We start from the raw sequence: 15,655 nt of genomic DNA, 5'->3' as shown, positions 1-15,655 counted from the left end.
AAAAGGAGGGAGCTTGATGAAAATCATTGCAGCACCGGATTCATTCAAAGGCAGCATCTCCGCACAAGCGGCGGCACGTGCGATGAAGTCTGGAATTTTGGACGTGTTGCCGGACGCGCAAGTGGTGGAGCTGCCGCTCGCTGATGGGGGCGAAGGCACGACGAATAACCTGGTCGCAGCTACGGGTGGCCATATCACTCACCAACAAGTTACCGGACCGCTCGGAAGATCCGTTAAAGCCGGCTACGGAATTCTCGGCGACGGAAAGACGTGCGTCATTGAAATTGCAGAAGCTTCAGGGCTTCCGCTCATTCGATCGATTGACCGCAACCCGGAAATCGCTTCGACAGAAGGAACGGGCGAATTGATCCGTCATGCGCTTGATGCCGGAATGCGTGAATTCATCATCGGCCTCGGCGGCAGTGCGACGAATGACGGGGGCACCGGCATGCTGCGCGCGCTCGGCATGAAGTTTTTGGATGCACAAGGCGCGCCGGTGAAACCGGGAGGCGGCGATCTGCGCCGACTGGCGGAGATTGATGCGTCAGAGTTTGACGCGCGCATCCAAGAATGCCGGTTCTTGATCGCGAGCGATGTGGACAATCCACTGGTCGGCCCAAATGGCGCATCGAATGTCTTCGGTCCGCAAAAAGGGGCGACGGAAGAAATGGTCGAGCGTTTGGATGATAACCTGCGCCATTATGCTGATGCAGTCGAAAGAGTTGCCGGTATCGCGCTGCACGATTATCCGGGGGCAGGAGCGGCAGGCGGTGCGGGAGGCGCGTTTTTGGCGTTTTTCCCGGCACAGATGCGCCGCGGAATCGATGTTGTGCTGGAAGCTTCCGGATTTTTGGAACATGTGGAAAACTGCGATTTGGTTTTAACAGGGGAAGGGAAATCGGATTTGCAGACTTTGTCCGGTAAAACGCCTTATGGAGTAGCGGAGCTTGCGGCGCGATACAAAAAGCCTGTGCTTCTCGTTTCGGGCATGATCGCCTCGGATAGCCGGTACGCGCTAGAGGAACATTTTACAGAAGTGCATGCGGTTGTCGGGGAGTCCGTTAGCCAAAAGCAGTCGTTCTTGCATCCTGAAAAATATCTTCGCCAGAAAACGAAACAAGTTATTGCTGCTTATCAGAAAATAAACTAAAGGGGTGTAAGTGTATGTTATTTTTCATTATTGCGTTAAGTGTTGTCCTCGTCGTCTTATTGACGGCCATATTAAAAGTCCATCCGTTTCTCTCGCTGTTGTTCGGTGCGTTCTTTATCGGCATCGCATCCGGCATGCCGCTTGCAGATGTCGTCGCCAGCGTCAATGAGGGCTTTGGCGGCTTGATGGCCGGCATTGGCCTGGTCATTGTATTCGGGACGATCATCGGTGTCATCCTAGAAAAATCCGGTGCGGCTTACCGGATGGCGGAAGTCGTGCTAAGGTTTATCGGTGAAAAGCGCCCGCAGCTGGCGATGTCGATCATCGGCTTTATCGTATCGATCCCGGTTTTTTGTGATTCCGGATTTGTCATTTTGTCGAGCTTGAAAAAAGCGCTGGCAAAACGCGCGAAAGTGGCGATCGCTTCCATGTCGGTAGCACTTGCGACCGGCTTATACGCGACGCACACTTTAGTGCCGCCAACGCCAGGCCCGATCGCCGCTGCCGGAAACATCGGCGCGGAAGCGTATTTAGGCACCATCATTTTAATCGGTTTTGTCGTAGCGGTTCCGGCTGTCGCGGTCGGATACTTGTGGGCAGTTAAGTTTGCATCGAAAATCCAAGTGCCTGAAGATACCGAAGAAGGCGGACTGGATTATGAAGAAATCGTCGCGTCGTTTGGCAAAATGCCTTCCACTTTCAATGCGTTCCTTCCAATTTTGCTGCCGATTGTTTTGATCGCTGCCGGTTCGATCGCCAATCTTGCCGGAGACGGAGGAAGTGTCGCCAGCTTCCTGGCCTTTTTAGGGGCGCCGACCGTGGCTCTGCTTGCAGGTGTATTGGCTGCCTTGCTGTTGCTTCCGGACTATAGCGAAAAAACTTTGTCGGGCTGGATCGGTGAAGGGCTGGTCGCAGCAGCGCCGATTCTTCTCATTACAGGTGCTGGTGGTGCGTTTGGGCGCGTCATCGCCAATTCTGGAGTGGCGGAACTGATTACAGCGATGGACTTCGGCGATTTTGCGACCGGTTCATTGTTCCTGCTCATTCCGTTCCTCATTGCCGCAGCACTGAAAACGGCACAAGGCTCATCGACAGCCGCACTGGTCATCACGTCGACATTGATTGCGCCACTGCTTCCGACTCTGGGCATTGAAGGCGCGGTTCCACTGGCGCTCGTCGTCATGGCAATCGGCGCTGGCGCGATGACGGTCAGCCATGTCAATGATAGTTTTTTCTGGGTCGTCAAAGAATTCAGCGGTATGACCATTACGGATGCATATAAAGCGCAGACAGTGGCGACTTTACTTCAAGGAGTCACGACGATCATCTTCACGATGCTGTTATGGTTCCTGCTCGTATAAGATATTCCAACATCCGGCTTCATGCCGGGTGTTTTTTCTTTTCGGACTTTCCCTTTTCAGGTGTAGCAAAACGCTAAACAGGGTACAAAACTATAACTGCTTAGCACCGGCATATATGCGGGACACTTGCACATCCGTACGAAACGACAAGAGGGGGGATTATCATGCTCACGCTTAACACCCGAAGCAATCTTCGAAAAGAAACGCGAGGTTTATACTTTGATATGATGGCCTACTACAAACGGTTTTCAGTTGTCCACGAACCGGAAGCAACCGACATGCAGCGCATGAAACGGAATTTGAACAGATTAACACCAGCTTCCTCAACAGAGCATCTCGAAGCAATCCGTTTTTTGGATTATTTTCTGGCGACGCATCTCGGGCAAGTCGATCCGGTCCATGAAGCGGAGCGCATGGAGTTATTGAGCCGCGCGAACTGTTTTACAGCGCGTGATTCAAGAAAACGCCGTGCGCTCAGAAAGTGGCGCCGCGAATATGAAGACAGCAGCGAACAAGCTGTTTGATGAAAGAGAGCCGACAGGGGTTCTTTTTTTTATGTTGAAATTTCCGTCTCCAAAGTGAAACGAAACACGCTATAATGAATCTGCTAATATAATCACGAATGGAGGCCGAATGATGGCTAGCGAAAGAGGGCAAGCGGCAGGTGAAGCGCTTGAAAGCTATATCGAGTCCCCAGAAAAATTACAGGGATTATATAAACGGACTTTATGGATTGTCATGTTATCGCAAATATTCGGCGGGGCAGGTTTAGCTGCCGGGATCACGGTAGGCGCATTGCTCGCGCGCGATATGCTCGGAACGGACAGCTATGCTGGACTTCCGGTCTTTCTCTTTACGCTCGGGTCAGCAGGAGCTGCGCTTGTCGTCGGGCGTTTATCCCAGCGCTTCGGCCGCCGCACAGGCTTAGCTTCCGGCTTTTTGGCGGGCGGTATCGGCTCGTTCGGCGTCGTTTTTGCTGCGATATCAGGCAATGTCTTTCTGTTGTTTGTGTCGTTGCTCATTTACGGAGCAGGAACTGCGACCAATCTGCAGGCACGTTACGCAGGAACTGATCTCGCGTCGGCCAAACAGCGCGGTACAGCTATCAGCGTCGCGATGGTGGCGACGACGTTCGGCGCATTTGCTGGGCCGAATTTGGTCGGTGTCATGGGCAGTTTCGCAGAATCGATCGGGGTGCCGGCACTTGCCGGACCGTTCATCTTGGCGGGTGTAGCATATGTGGTGGCGGGGATTGTATTGTTTGCATTATTGCGTCCAGATCCCCTCATGGTTTCCCGCTTGATCAGCGAAAAGCTCCAGCTTGATCAAACAGCAGCGGGGCAAGAAGAAGCGTCAGGACCTGCAATCAATAGCCGGGGTGTTTTTCTCGGTGCGACCGTCATGGTCATCACTCAAATCGTCATGGTTGCAATCATGACGATGACGCCGGTTCACATGGGGCATCACGGCCATAGCTTGAATGCAATAGGCATGGTTATCGGCATCCATGTGGCGGCGATGTATCTGCCTTCTCTTGTTACCGGCGTCTTAGTCGATAAAGTCGGGCGCGTCGCCATGGTCGTCGCGGCAGGGGTGACTTTGCTTGCGGCCGGTCTTGTCTCGGCATTTGCACCTGGTGATTCGCTCTTCGTGTTGATCATTGCGCTGGCGCTGCTGGGGCTTGGATGGAATTTTGGTTTAATCAGCGGCACCGCTTTGATTGTCGATTCGACAAAGCCGAAAGCGCGGGCGAAGACGCAAGGGACGGTGGACGTATTGATCGCACTTGCCGGAGCGACGGGCGGCGGCATGTCTGGGTTGGTCGTTACCGGGACCAGTTTTGCGTTTCTGTCGCTGGCCGGTGGGGTGTTATCATTATTGCTGGTGCCGGTAGTCATTTGGTTTTGGCGCAATCAAGAAACAGCCGTTTTGTGAAAAATTCACTGGAGCCCATAGCTCTAGTGAATTTTTGTTCTCATCGAATTCTAATGTTCTTCTCAGCTTGTGTTCAGCTTGTGCGGGTACGATAATACTAGAACAGAAAACGTGAAAGGGTGTTAGACAATGAAGAAAATGACATTGGGAATGGCTGCAGTATTATTTCTGTCAGCATGCGGTGCTGGAGACGAAGCTACAGAAACGACAGGGACTGCGACAGAAAGCGGTGCCGAGCAGCAAGTGACGACTGATGCGGTGAACGGTGATGATGATACAGTAGAAGACGATTCAGCCGACGATGCGGATTCAGAAGAAACGGTTGAAAATGACAGCTCGGCTTCAGAATCAAGCGCCCAAACGGGTGTTATCCGCGAATTCGATCTGGATTTAGAATTTACAGATGACCGCGATTGGGAGTTCGATTACGATGATGACGGCAAAGCGGGCATTGAACGTGACGGCGACGAGAATCTCTCCGGCCAAGCAGCTCATGATGAGTTTGCACGGTTGTTCCAAGCAGTCCGGTTTTCAACAGACCGTCCGCTTGAAGAAATCAAGCGAGAAGTGCTGGAGGCAGTCGGGGCAGAACAAGCAGGCGCCCGTGAATTCGAACTGGACGTGAAATTCGATTCGGGTGAAGAAATCGAAATCGATCATGACACAGAAAATGGCGCAACCTCGGGAGAAGTGGACGAGTTCTCGGTGGATCTTGAGTTTGTCGGAGGCGGAGAAGCGAGCTATGAGTACGAAAGCGATGAGCGGGAAGCGGAAATCGAGCGCCGCGACGGCTCTGAAAGCGAAAACGGTCAAGCTGTAGAGGAAATGGAACAACTGCTTGGCCAGATTTCCATCACGATGGACCGGTCAATCGACGACATGAAAGCGGAAGTGCTCAAAGCATTATCAATCGACGCATCGGAAGTGGAAGATTTTGAATTGGAGATCAGCTACCGGGGCGGCGAGGAAATCAAATTCGCCCATGATTTGAAGTAACGGAAAAAGCCTTCACGCAGAAGGCTTTTTTTATTGGTTTCATTCTGTGAAAAACTGAATGCGTGAATCGCATCAAGGTAAAGAATAGTTTGAATTTTTTTCGATAAAACGCCACTTTTTCGTTTACACTGTAAAAAAGGAGGTGGACGGGATGGCGATGCTTTTGGCGATACTTGGTGGAATCGGCTTGTTCCTTTTAGGCATGCAAACTATGACCGGATCCTTGAAAGAGTTGACCGGCGAATTCATTAAAGGTTGGATGAACCGCTTCGCGGGAGGCACGGGGCGCGCTATTTTCTCCGGGGCGTTTATTACCGCTATCATCCAATCGTCCACCGCGGTTACGCTATTGACAATCGGTTTTGTCAGTGCCGGATTGCTCAGTTTCGCGCAATCCGTCGGCGTCATTATGGGAGCGAATATCGGTAGTACGAGTACTGGGTGGCTTGTCTCGCTCATCGGATTTAAAGTGGATCTGCAAGGATGGGCGCTGCCGATTGTCGGGTTCGGCGTATTGTTGAAAACATTTTTACCGGAGCGCATCGCTGCTTACGGTTCAGTTCTTGCCGGTTTCGGGCTTCTGTTTCTTGGACTCGGCGTCTTGCAGGAAGGGATGGCAGAATTGCAGCACGCCGTTTCTTTCGCAGGGTTAACCAATATTTTTCTTCTCGTTTTTATCGGTGCTATCATGACGATTATTATGCAATCATCGAGTGCCGCAGTGGCGACGACCTTGACGGCGCTATTTTCCGGCGTGATTGAATTCGAACAAGCGGCTTATTTGGTCATCGGGCAAAATATCGGGACCACACTCACCGCCATTCTTGCTGCTATCGGAGCGGGCACTGCCGCGAAACGGGCAGGTCTGACGCATGTGCTGTTCAATATCGGGACGGCTCTTTTGGCGCTGATATTCACACCGCAATTATTGCAGGCGACAAGGTTCATCAGCCATCTCCTGTTCGAGGAGTTCGACGCTGCCTTTGGTATCGCCATTTTCCATACTTTGTTCAATGTGCTCGGTGTTCTCGTCTTTGCATTGTTGATCCGTCCGTTTATCAAGCTGATAGAAAAGCTGGTGCCGGCAAAAGGAAATCCGTTTGTCCGGCATTTAAACCCGCAAGTGGCGAAATTGCCGCAAGTTGCGCTTGAAGCCGTCCACCAAACGATTCAGCTTGTCTTAGCGGAACTGATGCAGTTGATGCAAGTGGTGTTGCGCGATGGAACCGTGGACCTGCACAAAGTTGATACTTTGCACGGAGCGGCGATGGAGATCCGCACTTTTCTCGACCGAATCCAGTCCATGCCGCAGGAAGCCTTCCAGCGCCACGTGCAAATTCTTCACACGCTCGACCATGTCGATCGCTTGTTGCAGGTGATTGAAGAACCGATTGGCCGTGAAGCTCATCTGGTGCATCCAAGAACTTCTGGCAAATGGATGCCTCTCTTGGACAAAGCAAAGGCAGAATTAACCGAAGACAAGCAATTGCCGGAGCTGGTGCAGGAATTCAGCGCAGCATCAGAAGAAATGGCTATAGAGCGGAAAGCACGGCGCAATGAGTATTATGTGCGCGCCGCCAAAAACGAAGCAGAACTTGCGACCGTTTTGAAAAAGGTCGACGCGCTGTTATGGTTCGACCGGCTCATATACCACGCCTGGCGCGCCTTCGCCCGATTGGAAAAAGCCCAGCGGACATGAAGAAACCCCCACCTGTTTTTTGGTGGGGGTTTCTTCGTTTAGTTCAAAAACTGTGTATCGGTCAATTCGCTGAAGTCCGGTTGTTCTTTCAGGAATTTCAGATCAAACGAAGCGTCGCCGAATGCTTGGATTTCAGCGCCGTCGATGTCTGTGCTGAAGAACATATTGCCCCAGGCACCATCGATGACAGATTTCTCAAGTTTTTGGCCCGTGATGTCATCGATTGTCGCAATGACGATTTCCTTTGATTCTTCCGGGTTGTCTGCGATATAAGCAGTTGCTTCTTCGTGTGCATCCACAATGCCTTGTACGCTTTCCGGATCGGCGTCGATCAATTCACTGGATGTGACGAGGACAGAAGCCGGGAGCGATGTACCGAATGAAATTTCATCCGGTTCGATGATCACTTTGGCGCCGGTGTTTTGTGCAAGTACCGATGCCCATGGTTCAGGTGCTACGGCGACATCGATCTTGCCGGTTGCAAACATCGCTTCGTATTGAGCCGGGTTGCCGGTTTGGTGAACCATTTCACCGCCGATGCGGTTCGAGGTGACATCATTTTCCTTCATAAATGTTTCGAATTGCACATCGTGTGTGCAGCCGACGCGAGGCGTGATGAAAGTTTTGCCATCTAGGTCTTCAAGCGACTCGATGCCGCTGCCTTCGCGAGCCATAACGACAGTTCCGCCGCTTGCTCCGCCGGCGATCATGCGGACATCCGCGCCGTTCGTGTAGTTGTTCATCGCAGGTCCCGGTCCGACGAGCCCGCCGTCGATATCGCCGGTTTTCAACGCCGTCATGAAGTCGGCGCCATCAGCGAATGTGACGTACTCGACATTGGTTCCTTCCGGTAAATTGCTTTCATAAAATGCCTGGTCTTTTGCGACCATCGCCGTAGCGTGGTCTAGGTTCGGGAAGTAGCCAAGAACGACAGTTTTCTCTGCGTCATCTTGTGCAGCATTAGAAGCACCGCAAGCTGTCAAAAATCCTGTTGCAGCTAGTGTTGCCAAAAGTAGTCCGTATCGTTTCATGAATAAATTCCTCCTTTAATGTGTGGTTTCTTCTATTATTATGTTTCTAGTCCCCAGCGTTTCAGGACGTTTTTCTCGATGCGTTGGAAAATCATTTGGTCGACCACTGCGCCGACAACACCGATGATGATCATGACGCCGATGACGAGTGCCATATTCCCGAAGTCGGAAGCGTAGCGTAAGGTGTAGCCAAGGCCTGGTCCGGCACTCAGTAATTCACCTGCCATGAGTGCGCGCCATGCGAATGCCCAAGCTAGACGGGCACCGGTGACGAGGTACGGGACAGAAGCGGGAATGATGACTTTCCAAAACAAGTCGATGCCGTTCGAGCCCATCGTGCGGGCTGCTTTTATGTAGAGCGGATTGACGTTTTTGATGCCAGTCCGGACGTTCAATGTCATGACGAACGTACCGCCGAGAATGACGACGAAGATGATGGCGCCTTCGCCGAGGCCGAACCACATCATTGCAAGAGGGAGCCAGATGATGCTCGGTACGCTTTGCAATGCCAGAACCATCGAGCCGATCGTTTCATCGGCGGTTATGGAGCGGGCGAGCAGGATGCCGAGCGCGGTCCCAATGAGAATGGAGACGACGAGGCCGATGAACAGGCGGCGGAAACTTGCCACCAAATCGTAAACCAAAGTCATATCAGAAAATCCGGCTACGAGTGAGTCCCATACGCTGAATGGCGAAGGAAGTATGGTCTCGTGCCATAATTCGAAATGGGAGCCGAGTCCCCAGAATAAAATAAGTCCACTATAAAAGAGGAGGCGCTTAACGGCGGGCTTCATACGCAAGCTCCTCGTTTATGACTTTGTCGATCTCCGTTTTCAACAGCCCCATAATATGTTCTTCAAGTGCTGCGACTTGCTGTTTGTGCTCTTCCCGCGGACGCGGGATATCGACTGTGGTATCGGCAATCACCGTACCCGGACGCGTCCCCATAACAACGATGCGGTCGGATAATTTGATCGATTCGGATATGCTGTGGGTGACAAAGACGATGGTCTTTTGCGTGTCGATCCATATTTTCTCCAATTGTCCATGAAGCCGGCTGCGCGTCTGTTCATCCAGCGCGCCGAACGGTTCATCCATCAGCAGGACAGCTGGGTCCATCGCGAGCGAGCGGGCGATAGAGACGCGTTGCTGCATGCCGCCGGACAACTCATGCGGATAATGGTCAGCGTAATTGCTGAGTTGGACCATTTGCAGGAAATGGCGGGCGCGCTCTGCCGCTTGTTTTTTGTTCATTTCTTTGCGCAGCGGGAACACGACGTTTTCGGTCACGTTCATCCATGGAAATAATGCCGCTTCTTGAAACACCATGCCGCGGTCTTTGCCAGGTTTCATTACTTTTTTCTCGTCAACGATGATGTCGCCCGACGAGGCCGAGGTCAATCCGGCGATCATCGCCAGCAAAGTGGATTTGCCGCAGCCGGAAGGGCCGAGTATCGAGACGAACTGGCCTTTCGGGATTTCGAGGTTAATATCTTGTAAAACCGTGTTGGCGCGATTGTCCTTATCGGTATATATTTTGTTGATTTGCTGGATTTCAATAAACAAAAATTTTCACCGGCTATAAAACCTACCTTTCCAATCGGATATCGTTTTAATAAAGTATAGTATTTTTATAGGGATTGTCAAGATATGCTGGGAAAAACTTTTTTCCACAAAAAAAAGGAAAGGCCGCGGCCTCTCCTTTACTACTCAAAACTTATTCAAATAGGTTCATGCTCAAATAGCGTTCCCCGGTATCCGGGGCGATGCATAATACTTTTTTTCCTGATCCGAGCCGTTTGGCGATTTCAATCGCCGCAAAAATGGTCGCGCCGGCGGAAGGGCCGACAAAGACGCCTTCTTCACGGGCTGCACGGCGGAACATATCAATCGCATCTTCATCTTCGATCGCCATGATTTCATCATAGATAGCTGTGTTGAGTGTGTCCGGCACAAAGCCGGGGCTTGTCCCGACCAGTTTGTGTTTGCCCGGCTTGCCGCCGGAAAGTACAGGGGATCCTTTCGGTTCGACGACGGTTATGTGAAGGTTCGGTAATTTTTCCTTCAAGGTTTCGCCAGTTCCGGTAATCGTTCCGCCAGTACCTGCTGAAGCGACGAAGGCATCGAGCTGTCCGTCCATTTGCTCGAGAATTTCCATCGCTGTCGTTCCGCGGTGCGCATCCGGGTTCGCCGGATTTTCAAATTGCTGGGGAATATAGCTATTCGGAATCGTTTCGCGCAATTCAAGCGCTTTTTGAATCGCGCCGGGCATTTTATCATCACTTGGTGTCAGCACAACTTCCGAACCGAATGCTTTGAGCAAGTTGATGCGCTCTTGAGTCGCATTGTCCGGCAACACGAGAATCGAGCGGTAGCCTTTTGCGGCTGCAACCATTGCCAGGCCGATGCCGGTATTGCCGCTCGTTGGCTCAATAATTGTCGAACCGGGCGCCAGTTCACCGGATTCTTCTGCCTCGCGTATCATGTTATAGGCAGCGCGGTCTTTGACGCTTTTGGTCGGGTTGAACATTTCAAGTTTCACGTAAACATCGGCAGCGCCTTCAGGGACGAGCCGATTCAATTTGACGACAGGTGTATTGCCGATTAAATCGATAATGGAATCATAGGGTTTCATTGAATTAAACAACCTTTCTCTATCGGGTATGAAGGATATTAATTCCCATTGTAGTATAAAGGAAGAAACTGTGCCAATTGATTGTTCGTTCGCTTACTGGAAAAGTTGATTGGAGTAGAACTAGAGCAATAAGATTTCCTCTGTTTTTAAAGAGTCGGGTGCTAAACTGCGGGGACATCCGTGCCGAAAAAAGTTGCATGGAGGAAGATCGGCAAACAAAACTCATTAGTGAAACTACTATAATAATAGACTGTTTATAGGCCAGGCCATTTGAATAAGCCACACGGTATGAAATCTTCGACAAAATGCGATGCGGTAGCGTACTATTTTGGTAACGAGAATTTGTTCGAATCACCCAATAGAAAGTAGGAAACGATATGAAAAAGCAAATAGTGGTGATCGGCCTTGGGCGCTTCGGCAGCAGCGTCTGCAAAGAACTGTATGAACTCGGGCATGAAATCATGGCGATCGATTCCAATCCGGAAAATATCAACGCGATTTCCGATTATGCGAGCCATACAGCAATAGCGGATGCGACGGATGAAGGCAGCCTGAAGTCGCTGGGCGTCCGGAATTTTGAATACGCCATCGTGGCGATCGGCGATGATCTGCAGGCGAGCGTATTGTGTACACTGATGCTGAAAGAGCTAGGCGTCCCGAAAGTATGGGTCAAAGCACGCGATCAGCAGCACCAAAAGATTTTAGAGAAAATCGGCGCAGACCGGGTCATCCAGCCGGAATATGAAATGGGTATCCGAACAGCACACCACGTCGATTCGGAAAAAGTAGTCGACTACATTAATTTGTCAGCGAATTACAGCATTATTGAGCTCGAGGCATCCAAAAAGGTGATCGGCAAAACATTAGGTGAACTGAATATCCGCAAGCAATACGGCTGTATGATTCTAGCTTTGAAAAACGGTGAAGATGTCAATATCGCGCCGCTACTTGAAGATTCAATCCAAACCGGGGATATTTTGATTGCAATGGGACATAAAGATGACCTGAAACGCTTTGAAGCCAAAGGCCTGTAATGATTTCGACAGCAATGCGGAAACTTGCTGAAAACATCAGACCTGAAAAAACCTTGTATAAGCACAAAGGGGAATCCGGAAACATCACGCCCCGGCGTGATTGATTTAAAAGGACGGTGACGAAATGAAAGTGCGGATCGATTGGGCTTATAAATCACCGAAAGACAAAGTGCTGCAGTTTCTTTCGGAAGAACTCGAAGCGAACGATGCCGTTCAAATAGCCGCAGACCTTGAAAGCACTGGAAGGACGAAGCGTTTGCAATTTGTCGACCGGCATAACAGCAATTGGAGTTTGAAAGAGCTGACAAACTACGTAGCTGAAATCGAAACCGAGCCGCATGACGTCATCGTCTATTATGATGGCGGCTTTGACCGCCACACGAAAAGGGCGGGGCTTGGCTGCGTGATTTACTATAAGCAAAGCGGTAAAGAATACCGGTTGCGGAAAAACTCGGCAATCGATGAATTGGAATCGAATAACGAAGCGGAGTATGCGGCGCTGTCGATGGCGGTTCAGGAGCTGGAATTGCTCGGTGTCCACCATTTGCCGGTGCGTTTTATCGGAGATTCCCGACTGCTGGTCAATCAAATGAGCGGGGAGTGGGCGGTACCGGAACAAGCGCTTGCCAGGTGGGCGGACCGCATCGACGAGCGCCTGGAAAAAATCGGCGTCCATCCGGAATACGAATTCGTTCCCCGCAAGGAAAATGCCGAAGCGGATCGCTTGGCGACTCAAGCACTCAACTATACGGTTATCGAAAGTTTGGTCGATATAAACGCTGTAAATGAATAACGAGATGAAAGCTGCTTAGAAGGTATTCTTCTGGCAGTTTTTTCCTTTTAATGAAAGTTTGTATCGCTTTTTATGTCATATAGCTCAAATTTATCAGAATATTCTATTATCTATTGATATTTATTTTATATCAGTGTATAAATAAGGTGTACAAAAGTTATACAAAAAACTATACGAAAGAAGGTTGGCCACATGAAGAAGATTGCTGTATCCCTCTCTGTCGCAATGCTGGTGCTGTTTTCCCTCCTCGCTTCTCAAGTCATGGCAGATGAACACGGTGACGGTGCGAAAGTAAGAGTTCTACACGCTTCACCTGATGCTCCTGCAGTAGACGTTTATGTCAATGGCGATTTAACGCTCGAAGAAGTACCATTCAAAACGGATTCTGGATATTTGGATGTCCCGGCTGGTACACATGATGTAGAAGTATTTGCTGCAGGCACTGAATATGCAGCAGGTGAAGGCGTCTTGCAGGCTGATTTGGAAGTGGAAGCTGGAAAAGCTTACACAGTAGCAGCTGCGAACCTATTGGAGTCCATTGAGTTTGTTGTCGCTGAAGATTCCATGGAAGTAACAGAAGGCCAAGCGAAAATCCGCGTCGGTCATTTGTCTCCGGATGCTCCAGCAGTTGATGTTGGCATCATCGGTGGAGATGCTTTGTTCAGCGGAGCTGAGTTTAAAGCAGTAACGGATTATGCAGAAGTTGCTCCAGACAGCTATGATTTGGAAATCCGCTTGCCGGATGGCACACAAGTCTTGCCGCTTGAAGGCACAGAACTTGCTGCAGATACTGTCTACTCAGTCTTTGCAGTCAACACAGTCGATTCGCTTGAAGTAATTGCGCTAGTTGACTATGAAGCTGCCGGTTCACCGGATGGCATGCCGACAACTGGTCTAGGAACACCACAACAGTCACAATCGATTTGGTTGTTGATCGGTGGCGCATTGTTCTTAGTTGCAGCAAGCGGGCTAGTGTGGAGAAAACGTTTTCAAGAATAGAATAGTAATGTTACTTGCAGTGTTCGTGCTTGCTGGATGCTCCAATACAGTTGAAGATGAAGTGAGCGTCCGCAGTGCAGAAGTTGGCTTCGAGGTCAAAGCGCAGCCGGCGTGGTCGGAAAAACCCGCTGCCCAGTCCGAGCAGACCACACCTTCCGTCCAGTCCAAGCCCAAGCAGACCACGAATCCGTTCGATGACTTGAAGCGCCCGGGCATCTCGCCGCACACGCTGTCGATTCCATCGATTGGTGTGGAAGCTGAGGTCTTGCATCTCGGTATGACCGAAACGGGGGAAATGGCAGTACCGGACAATGGCGATGAGCTTAGCTGGTTTTCTGAAGGCTACCTCCCTGGTCAAAGAGGCCGGGCGGTCATTGCCGGGCACGTTGATGATTTGGACGGGCCTGCTGTATTTTGGGATTTGACGGAACTCGAACCAGGCGATGAGATTCTGATGGCGGGTGACGAGGGCGATTTGCGTTTTACCGTTCGTGCCATGGAATCGGTCCCGCTTGATTTGGCGGATATAGAATCGGTCTTCGGCTATCAGTCGTCACCGGAGCTTGTATTGATTACGTGTTCTGGAACGTATGATTTTGACCGGGGAACGAGAGAAGAGCGTTTGCTTGTTTATGCAACGCTATCAGAAGAATAGAATTGGCGTCTCCTTCGCAGGAGGCGTCTTTTTTTGTTTGAATTTTCTGTTTTCAGTTCGTTTTTGGAACTAACTTTGCGATAATAAAAGCAATTCATAAAAAGGAGTGGAGAAAATGGCTGAAAAAGTGACGTTTGTGCCTCTTAGCTATACCGGATGGGGGGCGCTGGGACAATTGACTGCAGAAGTCGCGCGTTTTGATGGAAAACACATTCTGCTGGTGACCGATCCGTTTTTGGTAGAGCTGGGTTTGGCTGATCAAGTAACAGGCCCGCTTGAAAGGGCAGGCTGCAAAATCAGCCTGTATACGGAGGTTGTGCCGGAACCGCCACTGGCCGTGGGTGAGAAGCTGGTAGCGTTCGCCAAGAACGGCTCGTTCGATTTGGTCATCGGTCTCGGAGGCGGCAGTGCGCTGGATTTGGCGAAGCTCGCCGCAGTGTTGGCCGCAAACGCTGGAACTGTCGCCGATTACTTGAATTTATCGGGCACACGCGCCATCGAGGAAAAGGGGCTGCCGAAAATTTTGATTCCGACGACTTCAGGCACCGGTTCTGAAGTGACCAATATTTCAGTGCTGTCTTTGGAAACGACGAAAGATGTCATTGCCCATGATTGGCTGCTGGCGGACGTGGCGATAGTGGATCCGGCATTGACTTTATCCCTGCCACCGAAAATAACGGCAGCGACCGGTATCGATGCATTGACCCATGCAGTCGAAGCCTATATTTCCGTCAACGCAAATCCCGTAACGGACGCAATGGCGCTTCAGGCAATCCGTTTGATCAGCGGTTCCATCCGGACAGCGGTCCAAGACGGCAATGATCGTGATGCGCGCTCTGCGATGAGTTATGGCAGTTTTATTGCCGGGATTGCTTTCTTCAATGCGGGGGTCGCCGGCGTCCACGCACTTGCGTACCCGCTTGGCGGGCAGTTCCATATCTCCCACGGGGAATCGAACGCCGTTCTGCTGCCGTATGTTATGGATTATATCCGGCCGAGCTGCGAAGAACGGATGAAAGATATCTACGAAGCACTCGGTTTTTCGACAGAAGACTTATCAGCCGGCAGTGCGTCCACCCGCTGTATCGATGAGCTTCACCGGCTCGTAAAAGATGTGGGCATCGAAACGACATTGCAAGGCTTCGGCATCCCGGAGTCAGCGCTCGAGCGTTTAGCGGACGCCGGAGCCGAACAAAAGCGCATCTTGGCAAGAAGTCCGATGCCGCTTGCGCGCGACGATATATACAGTATTTACAAATCAGCTTTTGCAGGACGATAAAAATGATTCCGATGGTCCGTCACATTTTTGAAACAAAACGAGGCGAATCGATCAGCTGATGTGCGTTTCCTTTTAATAGCCGTGCTAT

Annotated in this window: 15 protein-coding genes; 11 read left to right on the top strand and 4 right to left on the bottom strand. The window is 50.8% G+C overall.

Annotation, left to right across the window (positions count from 1 at the left end; all coding sequences use genetic code 11):
* Positions 1-16 precede the first annotated feature (16 nt).
* The 6 genes from J7E21_RS11635 to J7E21_RS11610 all read left to right on the top strand — a co-directional run bounded on the left by J7E21_RS11635 (position 17) and on the right by J7E21_RS11610 (position 7,141).
* Positions 17-1,150 carry a glycerate kinase gene (locus J7E21_RS11635; protein WP_215107847.1) on the top strand — a complete coding sequence of 378 codons (1,134 nt, stop codon included), beginning with the start codon at positions 17-19 and terminating at the stop codon, positions 1,148-1,150.
* Positions 1,151-1,164: 14 nt separating this feature from the next.
* Positions 1,165-2,511 carry a GntP family permease gene (locus J7E21_RS11630; protein WP_215107845.1) on the top strand — a complete coding sequence of 449 codons (1,347 nt, stop codon included), beginning with the start codon at positions 1,165-1,167 and terminating at the stop codon, positions 2,509-2,511.
* A 164-nt stretch (positions 2,512-2,675) separates the two neighbouring features.
* Positions 2,676-3,035 carry a hypothetical protein gene (locus tag J7E21_RS11625; RefSeq protein WP_215107843.1) on the top strand — a complete coding sequence of 120 codons (360 nt, stop codon included), beginning with the start codon at positions 2,676-2,678 and terminating at the stop codon, positions 3,033-3,035.
* 112 nt (positions 3,036-3,147) lie between these two features.
* Positions 3,148-4,446, top strand: coding sequence for an MFS transporter (locus tag J7E21_RS11620; RefSeq protein WP_251047967.1), 1,299 nt, complete (start codon positions 3,148-3,150; stop codon positions 4,444-4,446).
* A 129-nt stretch (positions 4,447-4,575) separates the two neighbouring features.
* Entirely contained in the window at positions 4,576-5,442 is an 867-nt protein-coding gene (locus tag J7E21_RS11615) for a YusW family protein (protein ID WP_215107839.1), read from the top strand.
* 151 nt (positions 5,443-5,593) lie between these two features.
* Positions 5,594-7,141, top strand: coding sequence for a Na/Pi cotransporter family protein (locus J7E21_RS11610; RefSeq protein ID WP_215107837.1), 1,548 nt, complete (start codon positions 5,594-5,596; stop codon positions 7,139-7,141).
* A 38-nt stretch (positions 7,142-7,179) separates the two neighbouring features.
* Here J7E21_RS11610 and J7E21_RS11605 read toward each other — a convergent pair whose 3' ends face one another.
* From J7E21_RS11605 to cysK, 4 genes are all read right to left on the bottom strand, one after another.
* Entirely contained in the window at positions 7,180-8,172 is a 993-nt protein-coding gene (locus J7E21_RS11605) for an ABC transporter substrate-binding protein (protein WP_215107835.1), read from the bottom strand.
* 38 nt (positions 8,173-8,210) lie between these two features.
* Entirely contained in the window at positions 8,211-8,966 is a 756-nt protein-coding gene (locus J7E21_RS11600; protein WP_215107833.1) for an ABC transporter permease, read from the bottom strand.
* Complete coding sequence (locus tag J7E21_RS11595; protein ID WP_215107831.1) at positions 8,950-9,738, bottom strand: ABC transporter ATP-binding protein; 789 nt, start codon at positions 9,736-9,738, stop codon at positions 8,950-8,952. The genes J7E21_RS11600 and J7E21_RS11595 overlap by 17 nt, the downstream gene beginning before the upstream one ends.
* Positions 9,739-9,889: 151 nt before the next feature.
* Positions 9,890-10,807 carry a cysteine synthase A gene (gene cysK / locus J7E21_RS11590; protein WP_215107829.1) on the bottom strand — a complete coding sequence of 306 codons (918 nt, stop codon included), beginning with the start codon at positions 10,805-10,807 and terminating at the stop codon, positions 9,890-9,892.
* 377 nt (positions 10,808-11,184) lie between these two features.
* Between cysK and J7E21_RS11585 the strand changes: the two genes are divergently transcribed.
* From J7E21_RS11585 to J7E21_RS11565, 5 genes are all read left to right on the top strand, one after another.
* Positions 11,185-11,841: a potassium channel family protein gene (locus J7E21_RS11585; protein ID WP_215107827.1), complete on the top strand. Its 657-nt coding sequence runs from the start codon at positions 11,185-11,187 to the stop codon at positions 11,839-11,841.
* A 124-nt stretch (positions 11,842-11,965) separates the two neighbouring features.
* Entirely contained in the window at positions 11,966-12,634 is a 669-nt protein-coding gene (locus tag J7E21_RS11580) for a reverse transcriptase-like protein (RefSeq protein WP_215107825.1), read from the top strand.
* Between the two features lie 192 nt (positions 12,635-12,826).
* Positions 12,827-13,633, top strand: coding sequence for a DUF4397 domain-containing protein (locus tag J7E21_RS11575; protein ID WP_215107824.1), 807 nt, complete (start codon positions 12,827-12,829; stop codon positions 13,631-13,633).
* Between the two features lie 7 nt (positions 13,634-13,640).
* Positions 13,641-14,288: a class F sortase gene (locus J7E21_RS11570; RefSeq protein ID WP_215107822.1), complete on the top strand. Its 648-nt coding sequence runs from the start codon at positions 13,641-13,643 to the stop codon at positions 14,286-14,288.
* A gap of 115 nt (positions 14,289-14,403) precedes the next feature.
* Positions 14,404-15,567: an iron-containing alcohol dehydrogenase gene (locus J7E21_RS11565; protein WP_215107819.1), complete on the top strand. Its 1,164-nt coding sequence runs from the start codon at positions 14,404-14,406 to the stop codon at positions 15,565-15,567.
* The last annotated feature ends 88 nt before the right edge of the window (positions 15,568-15,655 follow it).

Source organism: Planococcus sp. ISL-109 (assembly GCF_018613655.1).
Lineage (GTDB): Bacteria > Bacillota > Bacilli > Bacillales_A > Planococcaceae > Planococcus.
Note: the sequence above shows the minus strand (reverse complement) of the source record. Positions and strands in the feature narration are given on the sequence as shown.